The sequence below is a fragment of the Zunongwangia pacifica genome (assembly GCF_023499215.1).
GTDB lineage: Bacteria > Bacteroidota > Bacteroidia > Flavobacteriales > Flavobacteriaceae > Zunongwangia > Zunongwangia pacifica.
Map to the genome: position 1 here is coordinate 68,475 of NZ_JAKHSK010000019.1, position 17,634 is coordinate 86,108.

General features: G+C 36.6%; 15 protein-coding genes and 1 pseudogene. 6 read left to right on the forward strand and 10 right to left on the reverse strand.

The window, feature by feature from the left end; translation table 11 throughout:
- Together L1967_RS13685 and flxY are read left to right on the forward strand one after the other, a co-directional pair.
- On the forward strand, window positions 1-1,656 hold the full coding sequence (locus tag L1967_RS13685; RefSeq protein ID WP_249602068.1) for a C45 family autoproteolytic acyltransferase/hydrolase: 1,656 nt from the start codon (window positions 1-3) through the stop codon (window positions 1,654-1,656).
- A complete protein-coding gene (gene flxY / locus L1967_RS13690; protein WP_249602069.1) occupies window positions 1,657-2,931 on the forward strand; it encodes a flexirubin biosynthesis putative acyl-CoA ligase FlxY in 1,275 nt (424 codons plus the stop codon).
- Here the strand turns inward: flxY and L1967_RS13695 are convergent.
- Genes L1967_RS13695 through tsaD form a run of 7 tightly spaced genes read right to left on the reverse strand, consistent with a single transcriptional unit; the run spans window position 2,928 to window position 8,788 of the window.
- A complete protein-coding gene (locus L1967_RS13695) occupies window positions 2,928-3,524 on the reverse strand; it encodes a hypothetical protein (RefSeq protein ID WP_249602070.1) in 597 nt (198 codons plus the stop codon). The genes flxY and L1967_RS13695 overlap by 4 nt on opposite strands.
- Window positions 3,525-3,575: 51 nt before the next feature.
- Window positions 3,576-4,751 carry a class I SAM-dependent methyltransferase gene (locus L1967_RS13700; RefSeq protein WP_249602071.1) on the reverse strand — a complete coding sequence of 392 codons (1,176 nt, stop codon included), beginning with the start codon at window positions 4,749-4,751 and terminating at the stop codon, window positions 3,576-3,578.
- A gap of 9 nt (window positions 4,752-4,760) precedes the next feature.
- Window positions 4,761-5,849: an AI-2E family transporter gene (locus tag L1967_RS13705; RefSeq protein WP_249602072.1), complete on the reverse strand. Its 1,089-nt coding sequence runs from the start codon at window positions 5,847-5,849 to the stop codon at window positions 4,761-4,763.
- 24 nt (window positions 5,850-5,873) lie between these two features.
- Complete coding sequence (locus L1967_RS13710) at window positions 5,874-6,392, reverse strand: TrmH family RNA methyltransferase (protein WP_249602073.1); 519 nt, start codon at window positions 6,390-6,392, stop codon at window positions 5,874-5,876.
- Window positions 6,382-7,029: a DUF4159 domain-containing protein gene (locus L1967_RS13715; protein WP_249602074.1), complete on the reverse strand. Its 648-nt coding sequence runs from the start codon at window positions 7,027-7,029 to the stop codon at window positions 6,382-6,384. Before L1967_RS13715 ends, L1967_RS13710 begins: the two co-directional genes overlap by 11 nt.
- A gap of 5 nt (window positions 7,030-7,034) precedes the next feature.
- Entirely contained in the window at window positions 7,035-7,748 is a 714-nt protein-coding gene (locus L1967_RS13720) for a 16S rRNA (uracil(1498)-N(3))-methyltransferase (RefSeq protein WP_249602075.1), read from the reverse strand.
- A gap of 2 nt (window positions 7,749-7,750) precedes the next feature.
- Complete coding sequence (gene tsaD, locus L1967_RS13725) at window positions 7,751-8,788, reverse strand: tRNA (adenosine(37)-N6)-threonylcarbamoyltransferase complex transferase subunit TsaD (protein ID WP_249602076.1); 1,038 nt, start codon at window positions 8,786-8,788, stop codon at window positions 7,751-7,753.
- Window positions 8,789-8,872: 84 nt separating this feature from the next.
- On the opposite strand from tsaD, the gene L1967_RS13730 reads away from it, so the two are divergent.
- From L1967_RS13730 to L1967_RS13740, 3 genes are all read left to right on the forward strand, one after another.
- The gene (locus L1967_RS13730) at window positions 8,873-13,282 is read left to right on the forward strand and encodes a translocation/assembly module TamB domain-containing protein (RefSeq protein ID WP_249602077.1); all 4,410 of its coding nucleotides are present in this window, start codon (window positions 8,873-8,875) and stop codon (window positions 13,280-13,282) included.
- A gap of 98 nt (window positions 13,283-13,380) precedes the next feature.
- Window positions 13,381-14,367 carry a 6-phosphofructokinase gene (pfkA, locus tag L1967_RS13735; protein ID WP_249602078.1) on the forward strand — a complete coding sequence of 329 codons (987 nt, stop codon included), beginning with the start codon at window positions 13,381-13,383 and terminating at the stop codon, window positions 14,365-14,367.
- On the forward strand, window positions 14,367-14,732 hold the full coding sequence (locus tag L1967_RS13740) for a methylglyoxal synthase (RefSeq protein WP_013072169.1): 366 nt from the start codon (window positions 14,367-14,369) through the stop codon (window positions 14,730-14,732). Before pfkA ends, L1967_RS13740 begins: the two co-directional genes overlap by 1 nt.
- Window positions 14,733-14,766: 34 nt before the next feature.
- Here L1967_RS13740 and L1967_RS13745 read toward each other — a convergent pair whose 3' ends face one another.
- Complete coding sequence (locus L1967_RS13745; RefSeq protein WP_249602079.1) at window positions 14,767-15,312, reverse strand: 5' nucleotidase, NT5C type; 546 nt, start codon at window positions 15,310-15,312, stop codon at window positions 14,767-14,769.
- Between the two features lie 27 nt (window positions 15,313-15,339).
- On the reverse strand, window positions 15,340-16,227 hold the full coding sequence (locus L1967_RS13750) for a phosphatase PAP2 family protein (protein WP_249602080.1): 888 nt from the start codon (window positions 16,225-16,227) through the stop codon (window positions 15,340-15,342).
- Between the two features lie 189 nt (window positions 16,228-16,416).
- On the opposite strand from L1967_RS13750, the gene mgrA reads away from it, so the two are divergent.
- Window positions 16,417-17,415, forward strand: a complete 999-nt coding sequence (gene mgrA / locus L1967_RS13755) for an L-glyceraldehyde 3-phosphate reductase (protein ID WP_249602081.1) — start codon at window positions 16,417-16,419, stop codon at window positions 17,413-17,415.
- A gap of 102 nt (window positions 17,416-17,517) precedes the next feature.
- Here the strand turns inward: mgrA and L1967_RS13760 are convergent.
- Window positions 17,518-17,634 (reverse strand): annotated as a pseudogene (locus tag L1967_RS13760) (IS1595 family transposase); the annotation flags it as partial.

The window sequence follows — 17,634 nt, forward strand, 5'->3', positions numbered from 1 at the left end:
ATGAAGAAGGTTTTTGTAATTTTTGGAGTGTTTTGTCTTTTTTCCTGCGGAATTAAAAAATCCTATCAGGATATGCCCGAGGTTTCCGGAATTTCAGAAGTTGATACCGTACGGACAAAAATTAGCAATACGCATTATACCTTAGGGAAAAACAATCTTTTTCAGAATAAATATGGCGTTTGGGAATTATATATTGAAGGCGATGCTTTAGCACTTGGCCTGGCCAATGGTGCCTTAACGCAGGATCTTATTCACCATCAGGAAAATGCGTTTATGGGAAAAATTAAAGAAATAATTCCTTCAGAAGGCTATCGCAATTTCCTGAAAAAGCTGGTTTCCTGGTTTAATCGTAAAATGTATTTATACGTTCCCGAAGAATATAAACAGGAAATTTATGGAGTTTCTAGATTCGGACTCAAAAAATACGATGAATTTGCGCCGGCTTATCTTCGGATGTTGTATTTCCACGGCGCGCATGATATTGGCCATGCCTTGCAGGATTTAATGCTGGTAGGTTGTACCAGTTTTGCCGCCTGGGATGAAAAAACAAGCGATGGAAAATTGCTTTTGGGACGTAATTTTGACTTTTATGCCGGAGAAGAATTTTCGAATCAGAAAATGGTCGCCTTTGTAAATCCGGATGATGGTCATAAATTCATGATGTATACCTGGGGCGGAATGATTGGTGCTGTAAGCGGAATGAATGCTGAAGGGATCACCGTCACCATAAACGCCGGCAAGTCTAAAATCCCCATGCTGGCAAAAGATCCCATTACGCTGGTCTCCAGAGAAATTCTTCAGCATGCTTCTAATTTGGAAGAAGCTATCGAAATTGCCAAAAAACGGGAAGTTTTTGTTTCAGAATCGATCATGGTGGGAAGTGCGAAAGATCATAAAGCCATTTTAATTGAAGTAAGCCCTAAAAACTTTGGTATTTACGAAGTCGAAAATTCAAATCAGCTTATTTGCAGTAACCATTTTCAGAGTTCAGCGTATCAGGATGATAAAAGGAATCAAAAAACAATTAAAGAAAGCCATTCACAATATCGCTATGAACGTATGACGCAATTAGTTTCTGAAGCTGATAAATTAACGCCACAAAAAGCAGTGGAGATTCTTCGGAACAGAAAGGGATTGGATGGTGAAAAAATTGGTTACGGCAATGAAAAAGCGATTAATCAATTATTAGCACATCATGGTATTGTTTTTAAACCTGAAGAGAAAAAGGTTTGGGTCTCAGCAAGCCCCTATCAAATGGGCGCTTTTATAGCTTACGACCTGGATCATGTTTTTACGGAATTTGAAAAAGGAAACGTTTCCGGAAGTGTAATGAATGCAGAAGAAGTAATTCCGGCATCTGACTTTTTACAGACTAGAAATTATAAAAATTACGAAGCATATCGAAAATTAAGGGAGCAATTTATTCAGGATTTAGAAGATGAAAACCCAATCGATACCAAAGATGCTGAAGCCTTAAAGCACTTAAACCCTTATTTTTGGCAGGCTTATTATTTAAGCGGGCAATACTATTACCGTGAAGGGAATTATAAGCAGGCGATTATCGATTTTAAGCAAGCCTTACGAAGAGAAGTCACCACACTTCCGGATAAGCAGCATCTTGAGAAATTACTGAAAAAATCTTACAGGAAACTTTAAATGAAAGACTTTCTTTCTCCAGAATTATCGAAAAAAGAGCAATGGCAACTTTTAAAACAGCATTTAGAATATGCTGAACGAAATTCGCCATTTTATAAAAAGCTTTTTAAAGCACAGGATATTCAGATTGCTGCGATAGAAAAAGAAAGTGATTTTTGTCGAATTCCGATCACTACCAAAGAAGATTTACAACAACAAAATTTAGATTTTCTGGCGGTAGATTATGGGGAAATTATAGATCACGTGACCACATCGGGAACATTGGGCAATCCGGTAAATTTTATGCTTAATGAAGCCGATTTACAGCGCTTAACTTACAACGAATATGAATCATTTAAGATTGCCGGGGTAACCAAAAAAGATGTAGTGCAAATCACCACCACTTTAGATCGCCGCTTTATGGCCGGAATGGCCTATTATTTAGGCCTGCGGAAACTAGGTGCCGGAATAGTGAGAACAGGAAGTGGATTACCGGGGTTACAATGGGATAGTATTGCACGTTTCAAACCCCAATTTTTGGTGGCGGTACCTTCCTTTTTGCTAAAACTTATCGATTTTGCCCAGCAAAATGCTATTGATTATCGAAGTTCATCAGTCAAAGGCGTGATTTGTATAGGCGAATCCTTACTAAATGAAAAACTGGAAGATTCGGCTTTACGAAAAAGAATTAAGGATTTGTGGGATGTGGAGCTGTTTTCTACGTATGCATCTACCGAAATGGCTACCGCTTTTACCGAATGTAAATTTCATAAAGGCAACCATATTTTGCCTAATCTTATCTATACTGAAATTCTCGATGAAAACGGGAATCCTGTTGAAAATGGTGAAGCAGGGGAGTTGGTGGTGACCCCGTTACAGGTAGAAAGTATGCCTTTAATTAGATATGCGACGGGAGATATGGTGATGAGAATTGAAGAGAATTGCATCTGCGGACGAACTTCTGGTAGAATTGGATCCGTCCTTGGGCGTAAAAAGCAAATGTTGAAGATTAAGGGAACTTCGCTTTATCCTCAACATATTCAGGAAGCGATGAATACTCTGGGAATTTCAGATTATATTATCGAAGCTAAAAATGATGAATTTGGCAATGATTTAGTGATCTTGAAAATTTCAGAGGAAGTTAAATTAAGTCCTTTGGAAATTCAATTAAAATTACGAGACCAATTACAAATTAAGCTTGAGATTCAGCAATTATCGGCTTCAGTAGTATTTCAGAAAAAATTTCCAAAAGAAAGCCGAAAGCCAGTTGTTTTTCACGACTTAAGATCGATTTAGAACTGATATCCTATCCCTATATGTGCTCCAAACTGATTTAAATTGTGATCTCTCGTTTCATCTTTAAAGTCTATAGTGCCAAATTGTTTGAAATACGGATTTGCAAATACAAAGAAGTTTCCAAAATGATATTGACCACCAAAACCTAAATGATAGCCAATTCCGTTTTGAGAGTATTCAATATTTGGATCGTTTAGTTCAAAACTTAAAACTGGGCCGGCATTTAAGAAAAAATAATTCCAAAATTTGAATTCTAATAAAGCAGATATAGATAGTACTTCTAAATCCTGAAATATAAAATGATATTGGTTTGATTCGTCACCTATTCCACCATAAGAGCCTAAAAAATTATTTTTAATTTTTGGTTTGGTATAGGTTAAACCAGTAACCACGCTAAATTTATTTTTCAAATTAATCTGATATTCCGCACCAAGTTCAAATAAACTTTCCACATCATCGCTCACTACACCATCTAAAGCTTCTTTCTCTAAAAGCTTGGCATCAGAGAATCCATAGAAAATGCGTATGGCTGGTTTTTGGGCGTATGTAGAAAATGTTATGACAAAAAACAGGAAAAGTAGTCGATGTTTCATTTGATTGATTTTGAGTTAGATGCAAGATTCATAAAAAGGTTGCGTTCACTTTTATAATTTCTCGCAAACCAGTACAATCTTTTCTTCGTTTAGATTGGTAGTGAAAAATAAATAGTCAGTTCCGCCGTCTTTAATTTTATATTTTTTACGGATACTTTCTACATCCAGAGGGAAATTACGGGTGCTGATATTAGCTTTTTTAGACTTAAATCTTTTCTTTAAGTATTTAGATCCAAAATTCATTATATCAGTAATTTTAAACTTTCTTCCTGGGAAATCTATATTTACTTCTGAAGTAAATAAATGAGAGTTTTGGTGTAGTTTTTTTAATTTAAAATCAGTCGCCAGTTTCCCGAATAGCTGGCTCTTCATGATCGCTGCGTTGGGTTCGTAAAGATATTTTCCCGGTAAGGCAAATTCGGCATTTTCACTTTCCTCCATCGAAGTTATAAAGGTCTGATTTTCTTTTTTCGTAAAGTTTTTGGTGATGATTTTTACGGCTGAAGTATTTCCTTTCTTTAAAAGCCATAGCAGTTCTTTAACCTCATTGTCCACCGCTACGATATGAATTTCTGCTACAAAATCAAGTTCTGAAATGCCTAATTTTAGATCGAGTAACGGGGAAGTTTTTATTAAAATATGATCGGCTTTTTCAAATAGCAAGGGTAAATGTGCTACAACATCGGGTGTACAATCGGCCAGGCGAAAAACTTTACCACCATGATCGTCCCTTCTGGCAGGATCCAGATAAATCCAGTCAAATTTGGCCTCAGTGGCTTTTAAAAACGCTAAACCATCACCGCTATTTACGTTGATATTGTTCGCTTCTAAAGCTTTAAAATTATGTCTTGCGATTGCAGCCAGGTCTTTATTTAATTCGTTATAGAAGACTTCTCCTGTCTTTTTTGAAAAAAAATAGCTATCGATCCCAAAACCACCTGTAAGATCGGTGAAAGCTTTTCCAGAAACCAGGGAAGCCTTATATTCCGCGGTGATTTGAGAGGAAGTTTGTTCTAAATTTAACTTTGGAGGATAAAGGATATGCTGATTTTCGAACCAAAAAGGCAATTTTCTTTGCGCTGTTTTCCTCCCTGCGATTTGTGTAGCCAGGGTTGCTGCGAGAATGTTAGGAAAAGGACTGCCTTTTAAAACCAGGGCAGAAACCTCTGCATTTAAGTTTTTTGCGACAAATTCCTGAACTTCGGCCTGTAAAAGTTCGGTGTTCATACCCTAAATTTATAAATCCCTGGTCAGTCTTTTTACGATTTTATAATCGCTTAAAGATTCTTTCGCTATTACTTTTATCGCAGTATAAACCGGTACGGCAATAACCATTCCCACAATTCCTGAAATTAATCCTGCAATAAGGATTACCAAAAAGATCTCTAACGGATGTGATTTTACACTGGCACCAAAAATCATGGGTTGTGAAATAAGGTTGTCGATAACCTGGCAAATTGCATAACCCAACATCACGTAAATTAGTTTAGGAAGAATAATGGCCTGAAAATCGGCTCCCAGATTACTCGAAATGACAAATAGCGCCATTAAAATTCCGGCGAAAACAGGTCCTAAATAAGGAACAAGATTTAAAAAGGCACAAATAAATGCAATGGCTACGGGATTATTTACTTCGAATAACGTTAGTAAAATCATATATAAAATGAACAATACCGTAATTTGCATGGTTAATCCCACAAAATATCTGGAAAGTAGGATCTTGATTTTATTAAAAATACGCACAAATTTTTGCTCTTTCCCACGATTGGCAAAAACAAGGATACTGTTCAGCATTAATTTACTGTCCTTTAACAGAAAGAAGGAAATGAAAATAACAGAAAACAACGCGACAATGGTCGCCCCTAAAATGCCAAATACATTATTTAAGAACTTGGGAATAAGACTAACATCGAGACTGCGAACAAACTGACTTTGTTTTAAACTTTCTATAATATTAATTTCTTCAACCCCTAGATATTCATTAATCTGGCCGTTAAGATTATTAAGATCGCTTTTAAAAGCCTCAATATCAATACGACCCAAATATTGGCTTTGTTCTATCACAATAGGGACAAATACCAAAATAATGCCCACAAAAATGGCCAAAACCAATAGCAATACGATAATCACCGCTATTTGGTTAGGCAGTTTAAGTTGTTGGCGTAGAAAAATTACAACCGGGCGCCCAATTAGCGAAATAATTGCAGCAACCGCGATATACACAATAACCGATTGGATTTCGTACAGGAAAAATAACAATAGTATGATTCCCAGTACGATTCCAACAGCCCTTAAAATTCCGTAAGATAGTTCTTTAGCATTCACAGGCTAAATATAGGATTTTCTTATTTAAGGAATCAAGCATTTTGTGATTTCATAAAGAGAAATTCCTATAGCCTGGGCAACATTCATGCTGCTATTATTCCCAAACATAGGAATATGCACAATGTGATCGCATAGATTTAATACTTCTTCGGAAATGCCAAAATTTTCATGTCCGGCAACGAGTACTACTTTTTCTGAATGCTTTAATTGTAATTGCGGAAGTGGAATGCTATTCTGGGTAATTTCAAGAGCAATGATTTTATAGCCTTCTGCTTTTTTCTGCTTTATTATTGTTGACGAATTTTCTGAAAACTGAAAATTTACATATTCGTGCGTGCTTCTGGAAGTCTTCTTTAATCGATTGCTACTTAAATTAGGCTCGATTCCGCAGAAAATAATTTCTTCAACATGAAAAGCATCGCTTAACCTAAAGATACTCCCTATATTCGCTTCTCCCGAAATATGGTCTAAGACCAGGCTTACCGGAAACTTTTTATTGCTGAATTTATTTTGGGAATGATTAAGTTGCATCTTAGTTTTCAAAGGCATATTTTATAATATTGGCTCCCATTTGTAATGCTTTTAGGCGGACTTCTTCGGGGTCATGATGTACTTCCTCATTTTCCCAGCCATCCCCAAGATCACTTTCAAATGTAAAAAGCAACACCAATCTACCATTGTCAAAAATACCAAACGCCTGGGGTCGTTTCCCGTCGTGCTCATGTATTTTGGGTAGGCCATTACTAAATTCAAATTGGGAATGAAAAATAGGATGAGAAGCAGGCAATTCCTGTAATTCTTTGTCTGGAAAAACTTTTTTTAGCGCTGTAATTAAATATTGCCGCATTCCATAATTATCATCGATATGTAAAAACCCGCCTCCCAAAAGGTAATTTCTTAAGTTTTCAGCTTCATTTTCAGAAAACACAACGTTACCATGTCCTGTCATGTGCACAAACGGGTACATAAATATTTCAGGCCCGTCGGGATTTACCGTGACCGGTTTTTGATCTAAACTTGTAGCGATATTTTTATTACAAAAATCGATAAGATTGGGTAGGGCAGTAGGATTAGCATACCAGTCGCCACCACCATTATATTTTAAAAGCGCAATTTTTTGGGCATGCATAGCCTGAAGTCCAAAAATAAAAATGAAGCTTAAAATGCACTTTTTTAGCATAGCGTTTATTCGGTTTCGTTGATTAAATTTATGGTGTGACAGGCTACAATAGCTGCAGTTTCGGTACGTAAACGGCTTGTACCTAAACTTACCGGAGAAAAATCATTATCTAAAGCCAGTTTTATTTCTTCAGGAGAAAAATCACCTTCAGGACCAATTAAAATTAAAGTATCGCTTAAAGCTGCCGCAGCGTTTTGAAGTAAAACTCTTGGCTGATCGTCCTCGCAATGCGCAATAAATTTTTCACCTTCAAATGGGTTTTCTACAAACTCTGTAAAGGCTACGGGTTCGTTTAATTTAGGCATCCTAAAATGTAGCGATTGCTTCATGGCACTTTGTAAAACGCGCTCGTAACGATCTAGTTTTACCACCTTACGCTCTGAATGCTCGCAAATAACCGGTGTAATTTCGTCGATACCGATTTCTGTAGCTTTTTCTAAAAACCATTCATAACGATCGTTCATTTTAGTTGGAGCCACCGCCAGGTGCAGCCAGTAGTTTGGTCTTGCCTGTTTTTCGGTATCAATAATTTTGGCGATACATTGCTTAATATCGGCATTGATAATCTGCGCGGTAAAAAGCAGGCCTTTGCCGTTGGTCACTTTTAATAGGGCACCCTCGGCACGTCGTAATACCTTTATAATATGCTTACTTTCTTCTCTGCTAAAAACAATTTGCTGAGCAGATTCCTCGATATCTGGCTGAAAAAATAGTTGCATGTTTATATTTTATATCGTGCCTGTGCGGTTGTGGAAAAATCTGAAAATTCCTTTTTAAGGTATTTATAATGTCCTGCGATTGCAATCATGGCGGCGTTATCTGTAGTATACTCAAATTTAGGAATAAAACATTGCCACTTATAGCGTTTCTCAGCATCATAAAGTGCATTTCTAATTCCGCTATTCGCTGAAACTCCACCACCAATGGCTACCCGGTTGATTCCGGTTTCTTTCACCGCTTTTTTAAGCTTGTCCATTAGTATTTCAACGATAGTATATTGAATAGACGCACAAATATCTTTAAGGTTTTTTTCAATAAAATCAGGATCTTCCCGGGTTTGCTTTTCGATAAAATAAAGCACTGCGGTTTTAAATCCGCTAAAGCTAAAATTTAGTCCGCTAACTTTTGGTTTTGGAAATTTAAAAGCTTTAGGATCTCCTTCGTTAGCATATTTATCCACTAACGGCCCGCCGGGGTAAGGGAGTCCCAAAATTTTTGCACTTTTATCAAAGGCTTCGCCCACAGCATCATCTGTAGTTTCACCAATAACTTCCATCGAAAAATAATCATTTACCTTAACAATCTGGGTATGACCACCACTAATCGTCATAGCTAAGAATGGAAATGCCGGTTTTTTAAATCCTTCTTCTTCTATAAAATGAGCTAAGATATGCGCCTGCATGTGATTAACCTCAATAAGAGGAATACCTAAACCCATTGCCAGACTTTTAGCAAAAGAGGTTCCTACAAGTAAAGAACCCATTAGTCCCGGTCCTCTTGTAAAAGCGATTGCAGATATCTCTTTTTTACCGATATTTGCCTTCGCAATGGCTTGATGGATTACAGGCACAATGTTTTGTTGATGCGCTCGTGAAGCCAGCTCGGGCACTACACCACCATATTGTTGGTGTACTTGTTGGGTTGCTACAATATTAGATTGTATTTTGCCGTTGCAAAGTACAGCAGCAGCAGTGTCGTCACAAGAGGATTCTATTCCTAAAATATAGATATCTTCAGCTATTTGCGGTTTATTGGGCATAAAATTTGTTAAATGGAGTACAAAGTTAAAACATAAAAGCATATCAAAAAATTCTGGAAAATATTAACTAGAACATTGGTAGGATTGCTTTTGTTATTTATCCTGCTGCTTATTGTTTTTTCTATTCCTGCCGTACAGACTTCTTTAGCTGAAAAACTTACCAAGACCTTAAGAGAAAACAACGATGTAAATATCGAAATTGGGCGTGTATCCTTAAGTTATTTTGGAGATGTACAGATTAATGAGATCTTTATTGAAGATCACCACCAGGACACTTTAATTTACACCAAAGAACTAAAAACTTCTATTTTAGGCCTGCGGAATATCTTTAATAATTCTCCAAATCTTGGAAAAACTACCTTGCAGCAATTTAAAATGCGTATGCACCGCTATGAAGGGGAAGATTTGGATAATATGGGCGTTTTTATCAATAAATTAAGCTCAGATTCTACCTCTAGCGGCAAACCTTTTACATTAAGTGTTTCAAATCTTCAGGTTTTAGATGGGAAATATAGCTTTATCGATGAAAATAATAAATACCCCGAAATCATCAAATTTGACGAATTAGGGATTAATGCGGATGATTTTATCGTGGAAGGACCAGAGATAAGAGCAGCTATTAAGTTGATTAGGGCCCATGATAAGCGGGGAATGCAAATTAACCGTTTAAGCACAGATTTTCTTTATAACCCTACCGATATGCGGTTGGATAGTCTGGAGATTATTACAAAGAACTCAGAAATTTATGCTGATATTCATTTAAACTACCAGGAAGGTGATTTTGGCGATTTCTTCAATAAGGTAAAAATTAATGCTGCATTTAAAGAATCACAGATTTCTTCTACAGATCTGGGGGTGTTTTATGATGCCTTCGGAAAAGATGAAAAACTCAATTTAAGTAGTGAATTAAGCGGAACTTTAAATGATCTTCAATTAAACGATGTTCAGCTTTTTGGTCTGGATCGCAGTGCTCTTTATGGGGACCTTAAGCTTAAAGGCGCGTTTACCGGGGAACCTCAGGATTTTCAGTTAAGCGGTACATTACGTAATTTTTCATCCAACTATTATGATCTTGTGAACTTCTTACCGGGAATTTTACAGGGTAAACTTCCGCAGCAATTAAGCACGTTTGGTAGCGTTAGGGTGATAGGAAATACCACAATTACCAGTTCTTCTGTGGCTATGGATGTGGAGATTAATTCACAGTTAGGAAGTGCTAAGGCCGATCTTGATTTTATAAATTTAAATGGTGGGGATAACGCAGGATACTCTGGTAATCTTAAAGTTAAAGATTTTAATATTGGTCGCTTAATTGAAAATAAACAGGTAGGAAAAACTTCTTTCAATTTAGATATTAAAGGAACTGGTTTTACTGCAGATAATCTAAATACCCAATTAAGGGGGCAGATTTCAAAACTGGGCTTTAAAGGATATAAATACACCAATATTCGCGTGATTGGTAACATGCGAGCTCCTGTTTTTAATGGGAACCTGGCCATTAACGATCCTAACCTTAGGATGGAATTTAATGGTTTGGCAGATTTATCTTCAGAAATTAATAATTACGATTTTGAAGCTTCTATAGGTTATGCCGATCTTTATAAAATGAACATCATTAATCGTGATACGATCTCTATTTTTAAAGGAGATGTAATTATGAATATGGAAGGCACCAGTATTAATGATGCGGTAGGAGAGATTTTATTACTGAATACATCGTACGAAAATCCTATGGATTTATATCGATTTGACGATTTTAGTATAAAATCCAGCTTTGCTGGTGATGTGCGTACGATTGAAATAAAAAGCCCCGATGTGATTAACGGGCAAATGAAAGGGAGGTTTAATCTTTCTGAATTACAGGCGCTTTTTCAAAACTCCATCGGTTCTATTTACACCAATTACGAGCCTAATGTGATTACCAACAATCAATACATGGAGTTTGATTTTGATATCTATAATAAGATCGTCGAAGTTTTTTATCCAGATTTAACCTTATCACCAAATACGTTTATAAGAGGGCGGGTAGAATCTGATGAATCTGAATTTAAACTGAATTTTAGATCGCCAAGGATCGATTTGTTTAATAATATGTTTCAGGAGGTAAATCTTCAGGTAGACAATACCAATCCTATTTACAACACCTATTTTGAAGCTGATAGCGTGGCTACCGGCACGTATAATTTTTCAGAATTCAGCTTTATCAATGTAACCCAGCGTGACACCCTATTTATTCGATCTGAATTTAAAGGGGGAAAATACGACCGCGATGTTTTTAACCTGAATTTATTTCATACAATTAATAAAGAAAATCAGTCGGTTGTAGGTATTCAGCGTAGCGACTTAACCTTTAAAAACAATACCTGGTATATAAATCAGGATCGGAATAAAAACAACAAATTTATTTTTGAAAATAGCTTTAGGGATATTACTATCGATTCCTTGGTGATGAATCATGGGAATGAGGAAATTCGGTTAAGTGGTGCGGTTAGGGATTCGACCTATAAAGATCTTAAAATGGAATTTAGCGATGTAGATCTTTATAAAATCACTCCCGAAATTGATAGTCTTGATATTGGAGGAAGGCTGAATGGGAAATTAGACGTACTTCAGGAAAAGGGAGCCTATTACCCAAACACCTCGATGGTAATCGATTCTTTATCCATTAATAAAATCCTTTTGGGAAACATGCAATTGGACGTTTCAGGGAACGAAAATTTAACCAATTATACCGTTAATGCCAGCCTTCAAAAAGAAGATATAGAATCCCTATCGGCCATTGGGAATATTAATGTTGAAGGACAACAGCCTACGATCGATCTAACTATCGATCTTCAGAAACTTAACGTGGCCGCTTTTAGTCCGCTGGGAGGCGATGTGTTAAGCAATATTAGAGGCTTTGCTTCGGGATCGGCTACGGTAACCGGTAATTATAAAAACCCTGATTTTGGGGGTAGTTTAAGCCTGAATAATGCCGGTTTAACGATACCTTATCTTAATGTAGATATAGATTTTTTAAATGAGGCTCAGGTAAACCTTAGCCAACAAAAGTTTGTATTCGATAATATCGATATTCAGGATACAAAATATAAAACAAAAGGTGTGCTGGACGGTAGTATTTCACATAAAAACTTTTCAGAATGGTTTTTAGATTTGGGGATTACTACCGATAGATTACTCGTTTTGGATACAGAGGCTGAAGAAGATGCCCTTTACTACGGAACTGCATTTATTAGTGGAGACGCAACTATTGAAGGGCCTACAGATCAATTGAAGATAGAAGTTAATGCAACCACTGAAAAAGGAACCATTTTTAAGATTCCGCTTAGTGATGAAGAATCGGTTGGAGACAACTCTTATATTCATTTTTTAACTCCGGAAGAAAAAGCGGCGCGAGCGGCAGGAGAGGAGATTGAAATTCCTGAAGTAAAAGGGATAGAACTGGTTTTTGATTTAGATGTCACCAAAGATGCCGAAGTAGAAGTAGTGATCGATAAAACCAGCGGAAGTACCTTAAGAGGGCGTGGTGCAGGAAACCTGCTTTTAGAAATAAATACTAATGGTAAATTTAATATGTGGGGGGATTTTATCGTTTATGAAGGTGTTTATAATTTTAAATATGCAGGACTGGTTCAAAAAGTATTTAATGTAAAATCTGGAGGGAGTATTAACTGGGATGGAAATCCATTACGAGCGCAATTAGATGTGAGCGCGGTATATTCTTTAAATGCTAACCCTGCCGTTTTACTTGAAAATCCATCGATAAACCGTAAAATCCCGGTCGATGTGGTGATTAATTTACAGGGACAGATCATTCAGCCAGAGATAAATTTCGATATTCAGTTTCCTACCGCCAGTTCTGTAGTGCGATCTGAGTTAGAATACCGAATGGATGATAGGGCTAGTAGAGAGCTTCAGGCATTATTCCTGGTTACTCAAAACGCTTTTTATAGTGAATTTGGCTTAAGGCAAACCGCAATTACCGGAACTTTAGCTGAACGGGCATCCAGTATCGTTAATGATATTTTTGCCGATGAAGATGGCAAATTTCAGGTGGGAGTTAATTATGTTCAGGGAGACCGTACACCAGACCAGCAAACGGTAGACCGATTTGGATTAACCTTAAGCACTCAAATTAGCGAACGCGTTTTAATTAATGGTCAGGTTGGGGTACCAATAGGAGGGACTACAGAATCTGTGATTGTAGGGGATTTAGAGATCGATTTTCTTTTAAACGAAGATGGTTCTTTAAGGGCTACTGTATTTAACCGAGAGAATAATATTCAGTTTATTGGTGAAGAAATAGGGTTTACCCAGGGTGTAGGACTTACCTATTCGGTAGATTTTGACACGTTTAAAGAATTAATACGAAAAATAACCAATAAAGAATTAAAAGTTAAAAATACGCAAAAGCCTAAAGAAGAGAAGATAGATGCGAAAAATTCTTTAGCGCCAGATTATATACATTTTCCTAAAGAAGATGGGGACTTATAATGTAAGAAAAAAAGAATATTTATTGTTAATTTAATCACCGTTTAGCTTACTATTTTCAGCTATACTTCGTAATTTTACACCTCAAATATCGAACACCTATGAGTAAAAAAATTAATCGAATTGGAGTAATCACTTCTGGCGGAGATTCTCCAGGTATGAATGCTGCTATTCGCGCTGTTGTTAGAACCTGTTCCTACTATCATTTAAGCTGTTATGGATTTTATAATGGATATAACGGACTTATAAACGGAAATTTTGAAGAACTTGATGCTCGTAGTGTACGAAATATAATTAATCTGGGAGGTACTTTTCTTAAGAGTGCACGCTCTAAAGAATTTAGAACTAAAGAAGGACGGGAGAAGGCTTATAAGGTGCTAAAAAAAGAGCAAGTAGACGGCCTGATCCTTATTGGAGGTGATGGAACCTTTACAGGGGGGCAGATTTTTAGTCGCGAGTATGATATTCCTGTTATTGGAGTTCCCGGAACTATAGATAATGATATCTACGGAACTTCACATACCATTGGTTACGATACCGCTCTAAATACCGTAGTGGAAGCTATCGATAAAATTAGGGACACAGCGAGCTCTCATGATCGTTTATTCTTTATTGAGGTTATGGGGCGTGATGCCGGTTTTATCGCATTAAATACGGGTATTGGAGCGGGAGCAGAGGAAATTTTAATTCCTGAAGAGAATTTAGGATTAGATCGATTATTAGATTCCTTAGAAAAGAGTAGAAGATCTGGAAAAAGCTCGAGTATTGTAATTGTATCTGAAGGAGACAAAATTGGTAAAAACGTATTTCAATTAGCCGATTATGTAAAAGAAAACCTGCCTTATTACGATGCCAAAGTAACTGTTTTAGGACATATTCAACGTGGGGGAATCCCTTCTTGCTTTGATCGTGTTTTAGCCAGTAGAATGTCTGTAAAGGCGGTAGAATTGTTATTGGATGGGCAGAAAAACGTAATGGTGGGCTTAAAAGATGATGATATCATTACCTGTCCTTTAGACGATGTAATTCACGAAAAACCAAAAATCAATAAAGATTTACTTAGAATCTCAGAAATTCTTTCTACTTAATGAAGACAATAGCAATTATCGCCCACAATGGAAAGAAGGCTGAAATGGTACAATTTCTTAATGAATACCGTAACGTTTTAGAGTCCAAAGAAATACGGCTAATCTCTACCGGTACAACCGGTAGCAAGGCTGAAACCGCAGGTTTTGAAGTTGAAAAACTATTGTCTGGACCACTTGGAGGAGATGCCCAGATTGCAAGTCGGCTTGCAGAAGGAAAAGTGGATATGGTTATATTTTTTAGAGATCCAATGGATAAACATCCACATGAACCAGACATTTTTATGCTTATGAGATTGTGCGATGTGCATAACATTCCTTTAGCCACAAACCCGGCTACGGCAAAACTTTTAATAGAAGCATTTTAAAGTAAACAGATGATATAGATTGATTTTTTATACATCAATCTAGATCATCTAGTTTAATATCGAAATAGTGAAGTACATCTTTCCAGTTTTTCGCTCTTGAATGGTTTTTTACTTTGATATTATGGAAAGCTTCAAATAGCAATGTTTCTCCTTTAAATGGGTCTAAATTTTTGGGATGATCATCAATCATGTAATTGGTGCTGATGATATGTTTACTTCCACATAAAATAATATTGCGCCAGTCTATAAACGGAAAATATTTTTGAAGCCAGTTTCTTTTTTCAATTAAACTACTGGGAAATTCCATTGCAGCCGATACCACATAGACATCGTATTGTTGCTGTAATTTTTTAACTGCTTCAATAGCACCTTCCATTACAGGAACAGTTTCAAAAAAACCGGGTGTATTGGCGTACTTTCTAATAATTCCTTTTACAGGAAAAGCTTTAGATTCAGATTTACCTTTTAAATCTTCGTGATTTAAAGCTGCTTGGTATTCTTTATTATACCAGTTCAGAAAATGTGTTTCTACATCGGCCATAACGCCATCCATATCGATGGCAATGGATTCTTTTTTCATTTAAAAATTTTTGGCAATGTACAAAAGCTAAAACCTTCCCACAACACCTATGGTACCCGCACCCATCTGTAGATGCCAACTTATTTTTGTTTGCTCCCTTAATTCTGGATTGTCTTGCATAAGTGTTTGCTGATCAAGGTATTTATCTACAGAGTCTACCACGGCAATGGTAAGTGCCATACTTAAAGCTACATCTGTTAACCAATGGGCGCCTCGCCATAATCTAGAAACAGGTGAAACAAGTCCCCCAACATATAAACCGGCTTTTACCCAAGGACTCTCAAACTGCTTACTTAAAGCATAAAAAGTGGTAAACGATAAAATGGTATGTCCAGAGGGAAAAGAATGATAGCTTCCGTCTTTAGAAAAAGGCTTAAAAGATAATCGGCTCCTGCCATCACCCGGGCGCGCCCTCCCTGCTATATTTTTAGAAACGGTTTGGATTAATCCTGCAGCACTGGCAGCTGAAATCATTAATATTCCTGTTCTTCGGATTTTTGGATTTTTGGTGAAAAGTCCGGTTAAATAAATCGCTCCTGTTACGCCATAATTGTTTTGAGGACTACCAAAATACCAACCAAATTCCTGAATTACGCCCGGCACATGTTCTTCTTGCCGACTAAAAAAACGATAAGATTCCTGATCCATTAAGTTTAATCCTGCGGCACCAATAGCGACACCTAAAAACAATCCTATATCATCATCCTGCCATTGAAAAGGCCTTGAATAGGTGTATTTTAAACCACCGTACATTAGTTTAGCATCACCTTTTAGCGTTTCCCAGGTGGTGGCATCAGGGTTATTAAATTCAGAATTAAAAACGGGATTTCCTTCCTGAGCGTTTGTGGCAATTGTAGTGAAAATAAATAGTAAGCTGTAAACGACGAGCTTTGGGGTAAAGCTTTTCAACTTCATGCGTTTAATTTTTATGCAAAGAAATAGGTTTTGCTTAAAATAAACTTACGATTAACTAAAAATTTACATTGAAAAGTCCAGTTCAATACTGATGCTTACTTATTCGTTTGGGTAAATCGATTAAATGTTTGTTTTGTTTCCCTTTAAATTCATAAAAATTATTAGATTGCTTATTAAATAAGGAAGTAAATGGCAAATTACAACGCGAAGGAAAATAGATATGAAAAAATGAAATATCGCCGCTGCGGTAAAAGCGGGATTAATTTACCTATGATATCGTTGGGCTTATGGCACAACTTTGGAGATGTAGACGATTTTGAAAAATCAAGGGCTATCTTAAGAACAGCATTTGATAGCGGAATCACCCATTTTGATTTAGCGAATAATTACGGCCCACCATACGGAACTGCTGAGAAAAATTTCGGGAAAATTTTTGCTGAAGATTTTAAACAATATCGGGACGAATTGATTATTTCGTCTAAAGCGGGATATGATATGTGGCCTGGACCTTATGGCAATTTTGGCTCTAGAAAATATTTAATCGCCAGTCTGGATCAATCTTTGCAAAGAATGGGATTGGATTATGTAGATGTTTTTTATCATCATCGTCCAGATCCAGATACTCCTTTAGAAGAGACCATGGGCGCGCTAGATCAGATCGTAAGAAGTGGTAAAGCTTTGTACGTTGGGGTATCTAATTATCCTTCAGATAGAACTGCTAAAGCAGCAGCAATCCTTAAAGAAATGGGAACTCCGTTTTTGATTCATCAGCCAAGGTATAATATGATTGATCGTTGGGTAGAGAAAGATAGACTTTTAGATACTCTTGAAAAAGTAGGGGTAGGTAGTATTGTTTTTTCTCCTTTACAACAGGGAATTTTAACTGATAAATACCTGAATGGTATTCCTGAAAATTCACGTGCAGCGCTAGAGAGTGGGCATCTTCAGAAGAATCAAATTACGCCTGAAATAGTAGAACAGGTGCAACAGCTAAATGAAATTGCTAAAAACAGGAACCAAACTTTAGCGCAAATGGCCGTCGCCTGGTTACTAAAAGACGAAAGAGTAACTTCTGTTTTAGTAGGAGTTAGTAAAGTGAAACAGCTGGAAGATAATATTGCGGCTTTAGATCATCTAGAATTTTCTTCAGTTGAATTAGAGAAGATAGAAAGTATACTTAAGAAATAACTTTGAATAGTTTATTTAAAAACTATCGTAAAAATGCACAATTTCATGCTAAACAGGCATGAAATTGTGCATTTTTAGTTTAATTTTTTTGATTATCTGCAATTAGTCATAACCTGTAATTCCTGCTATAACGAGCCTATCGAAGAGTTTTTCTCCGAAATATCTTCTGTTGAGTTTGTAGATAAATTCATTCAGGTATAACTGTAGGTACTTTCCCTT

What these genes read in the sequence shown, in the direction of transcription:
- L1967_RS13750 (WP_249602080.1), bottom strand. Translation starts at nt 16,227, where the DNA reads ATGAAGTTGAAAAGCTTTACCCCAAAGCTCGTCGTTTACAGCTTACTA.
- L1967_RS13695 (WP_249602070.1), bottom strand. Translation starts at nt 3,524, where the DNA reads ATGAAACATCGACTACTTTTCCTGTTTTTTGTCATAACATTTTCTACA.
- L1967_RS13685 (WP_249602068.1), top strand. Translation starts at nt 1, where the DNA reads ATGAAGAAGGTTTTTGTAATTTTTGGAGTGTTTTGTCTTTTTTCCTGC.
- flxY (WP_249602069.1), top strand. Translation starts at nt 1,657, where the DNA reads ATGAAAGACTTTCTTTCTCCAGAATTATCGAAAAAAGAGCAATGGCAA.
- tsaD (WP_249602076.1), bottom strand. Translation starts at nt 8,788, where the DNA reads ATGCCCAATAAACCGCAAATAGCTGAAGATATCTATATTTTAGGAATA.
- L1967_RS13715 (WP_249602074.1), bottom strand. Translation starts at nt 7,029, where the DNA reads ATGCTAAAAAAGTGCATTTTAAGCTTCATTTTTATTTTTGGACTTCAG.
- L1967_RS13740 (WP_013072169.1), top strand. Translation starts at nt 14,367, where the DNA reads ATGAAGACAATAGCAATTATCGCCCACAATGGAAAGAAGGCTGAAATG.
- mgrA (WP_249602081.1), top strand. Translation starts at nt 16,417, where the DNA reads ATGGCAAATTACAACGCGAAGGAAAATAGATATGAAAAAATGAAATAT.
- pfkA (WP_249602078.1), top strand. Translation starts at nt 13,381, where the DNA reads ATGAGTAAAAAAATTAATCGAATTGGAGTAATCACTTCTGGCGGAGAT.
- L1967_RS13720 (WP_249602075.1), bottom strand. Translation starts at nt 7,748, where the DNA reads ATGCAACTATTTTTTCAGCCAGATATCGAGGAATCTGCTCAGCAAATT.
- L1967_RS13700 (WP_249602071.1), bottom strand. Translation starts at nt 4,751, where the DNA reads ATGAACACCGAACTTTTACAGGCCGAAGTTCAGGAATTTGTCGCAAAA.
- L1967_RS13745 (WP_249602079.1), bottom strand. Translation starts at nt 15,312, where the DNA reads ATGAAAAAAGAATCCATTGCCATCGATATGGATGGCGTTATGGCCGAT.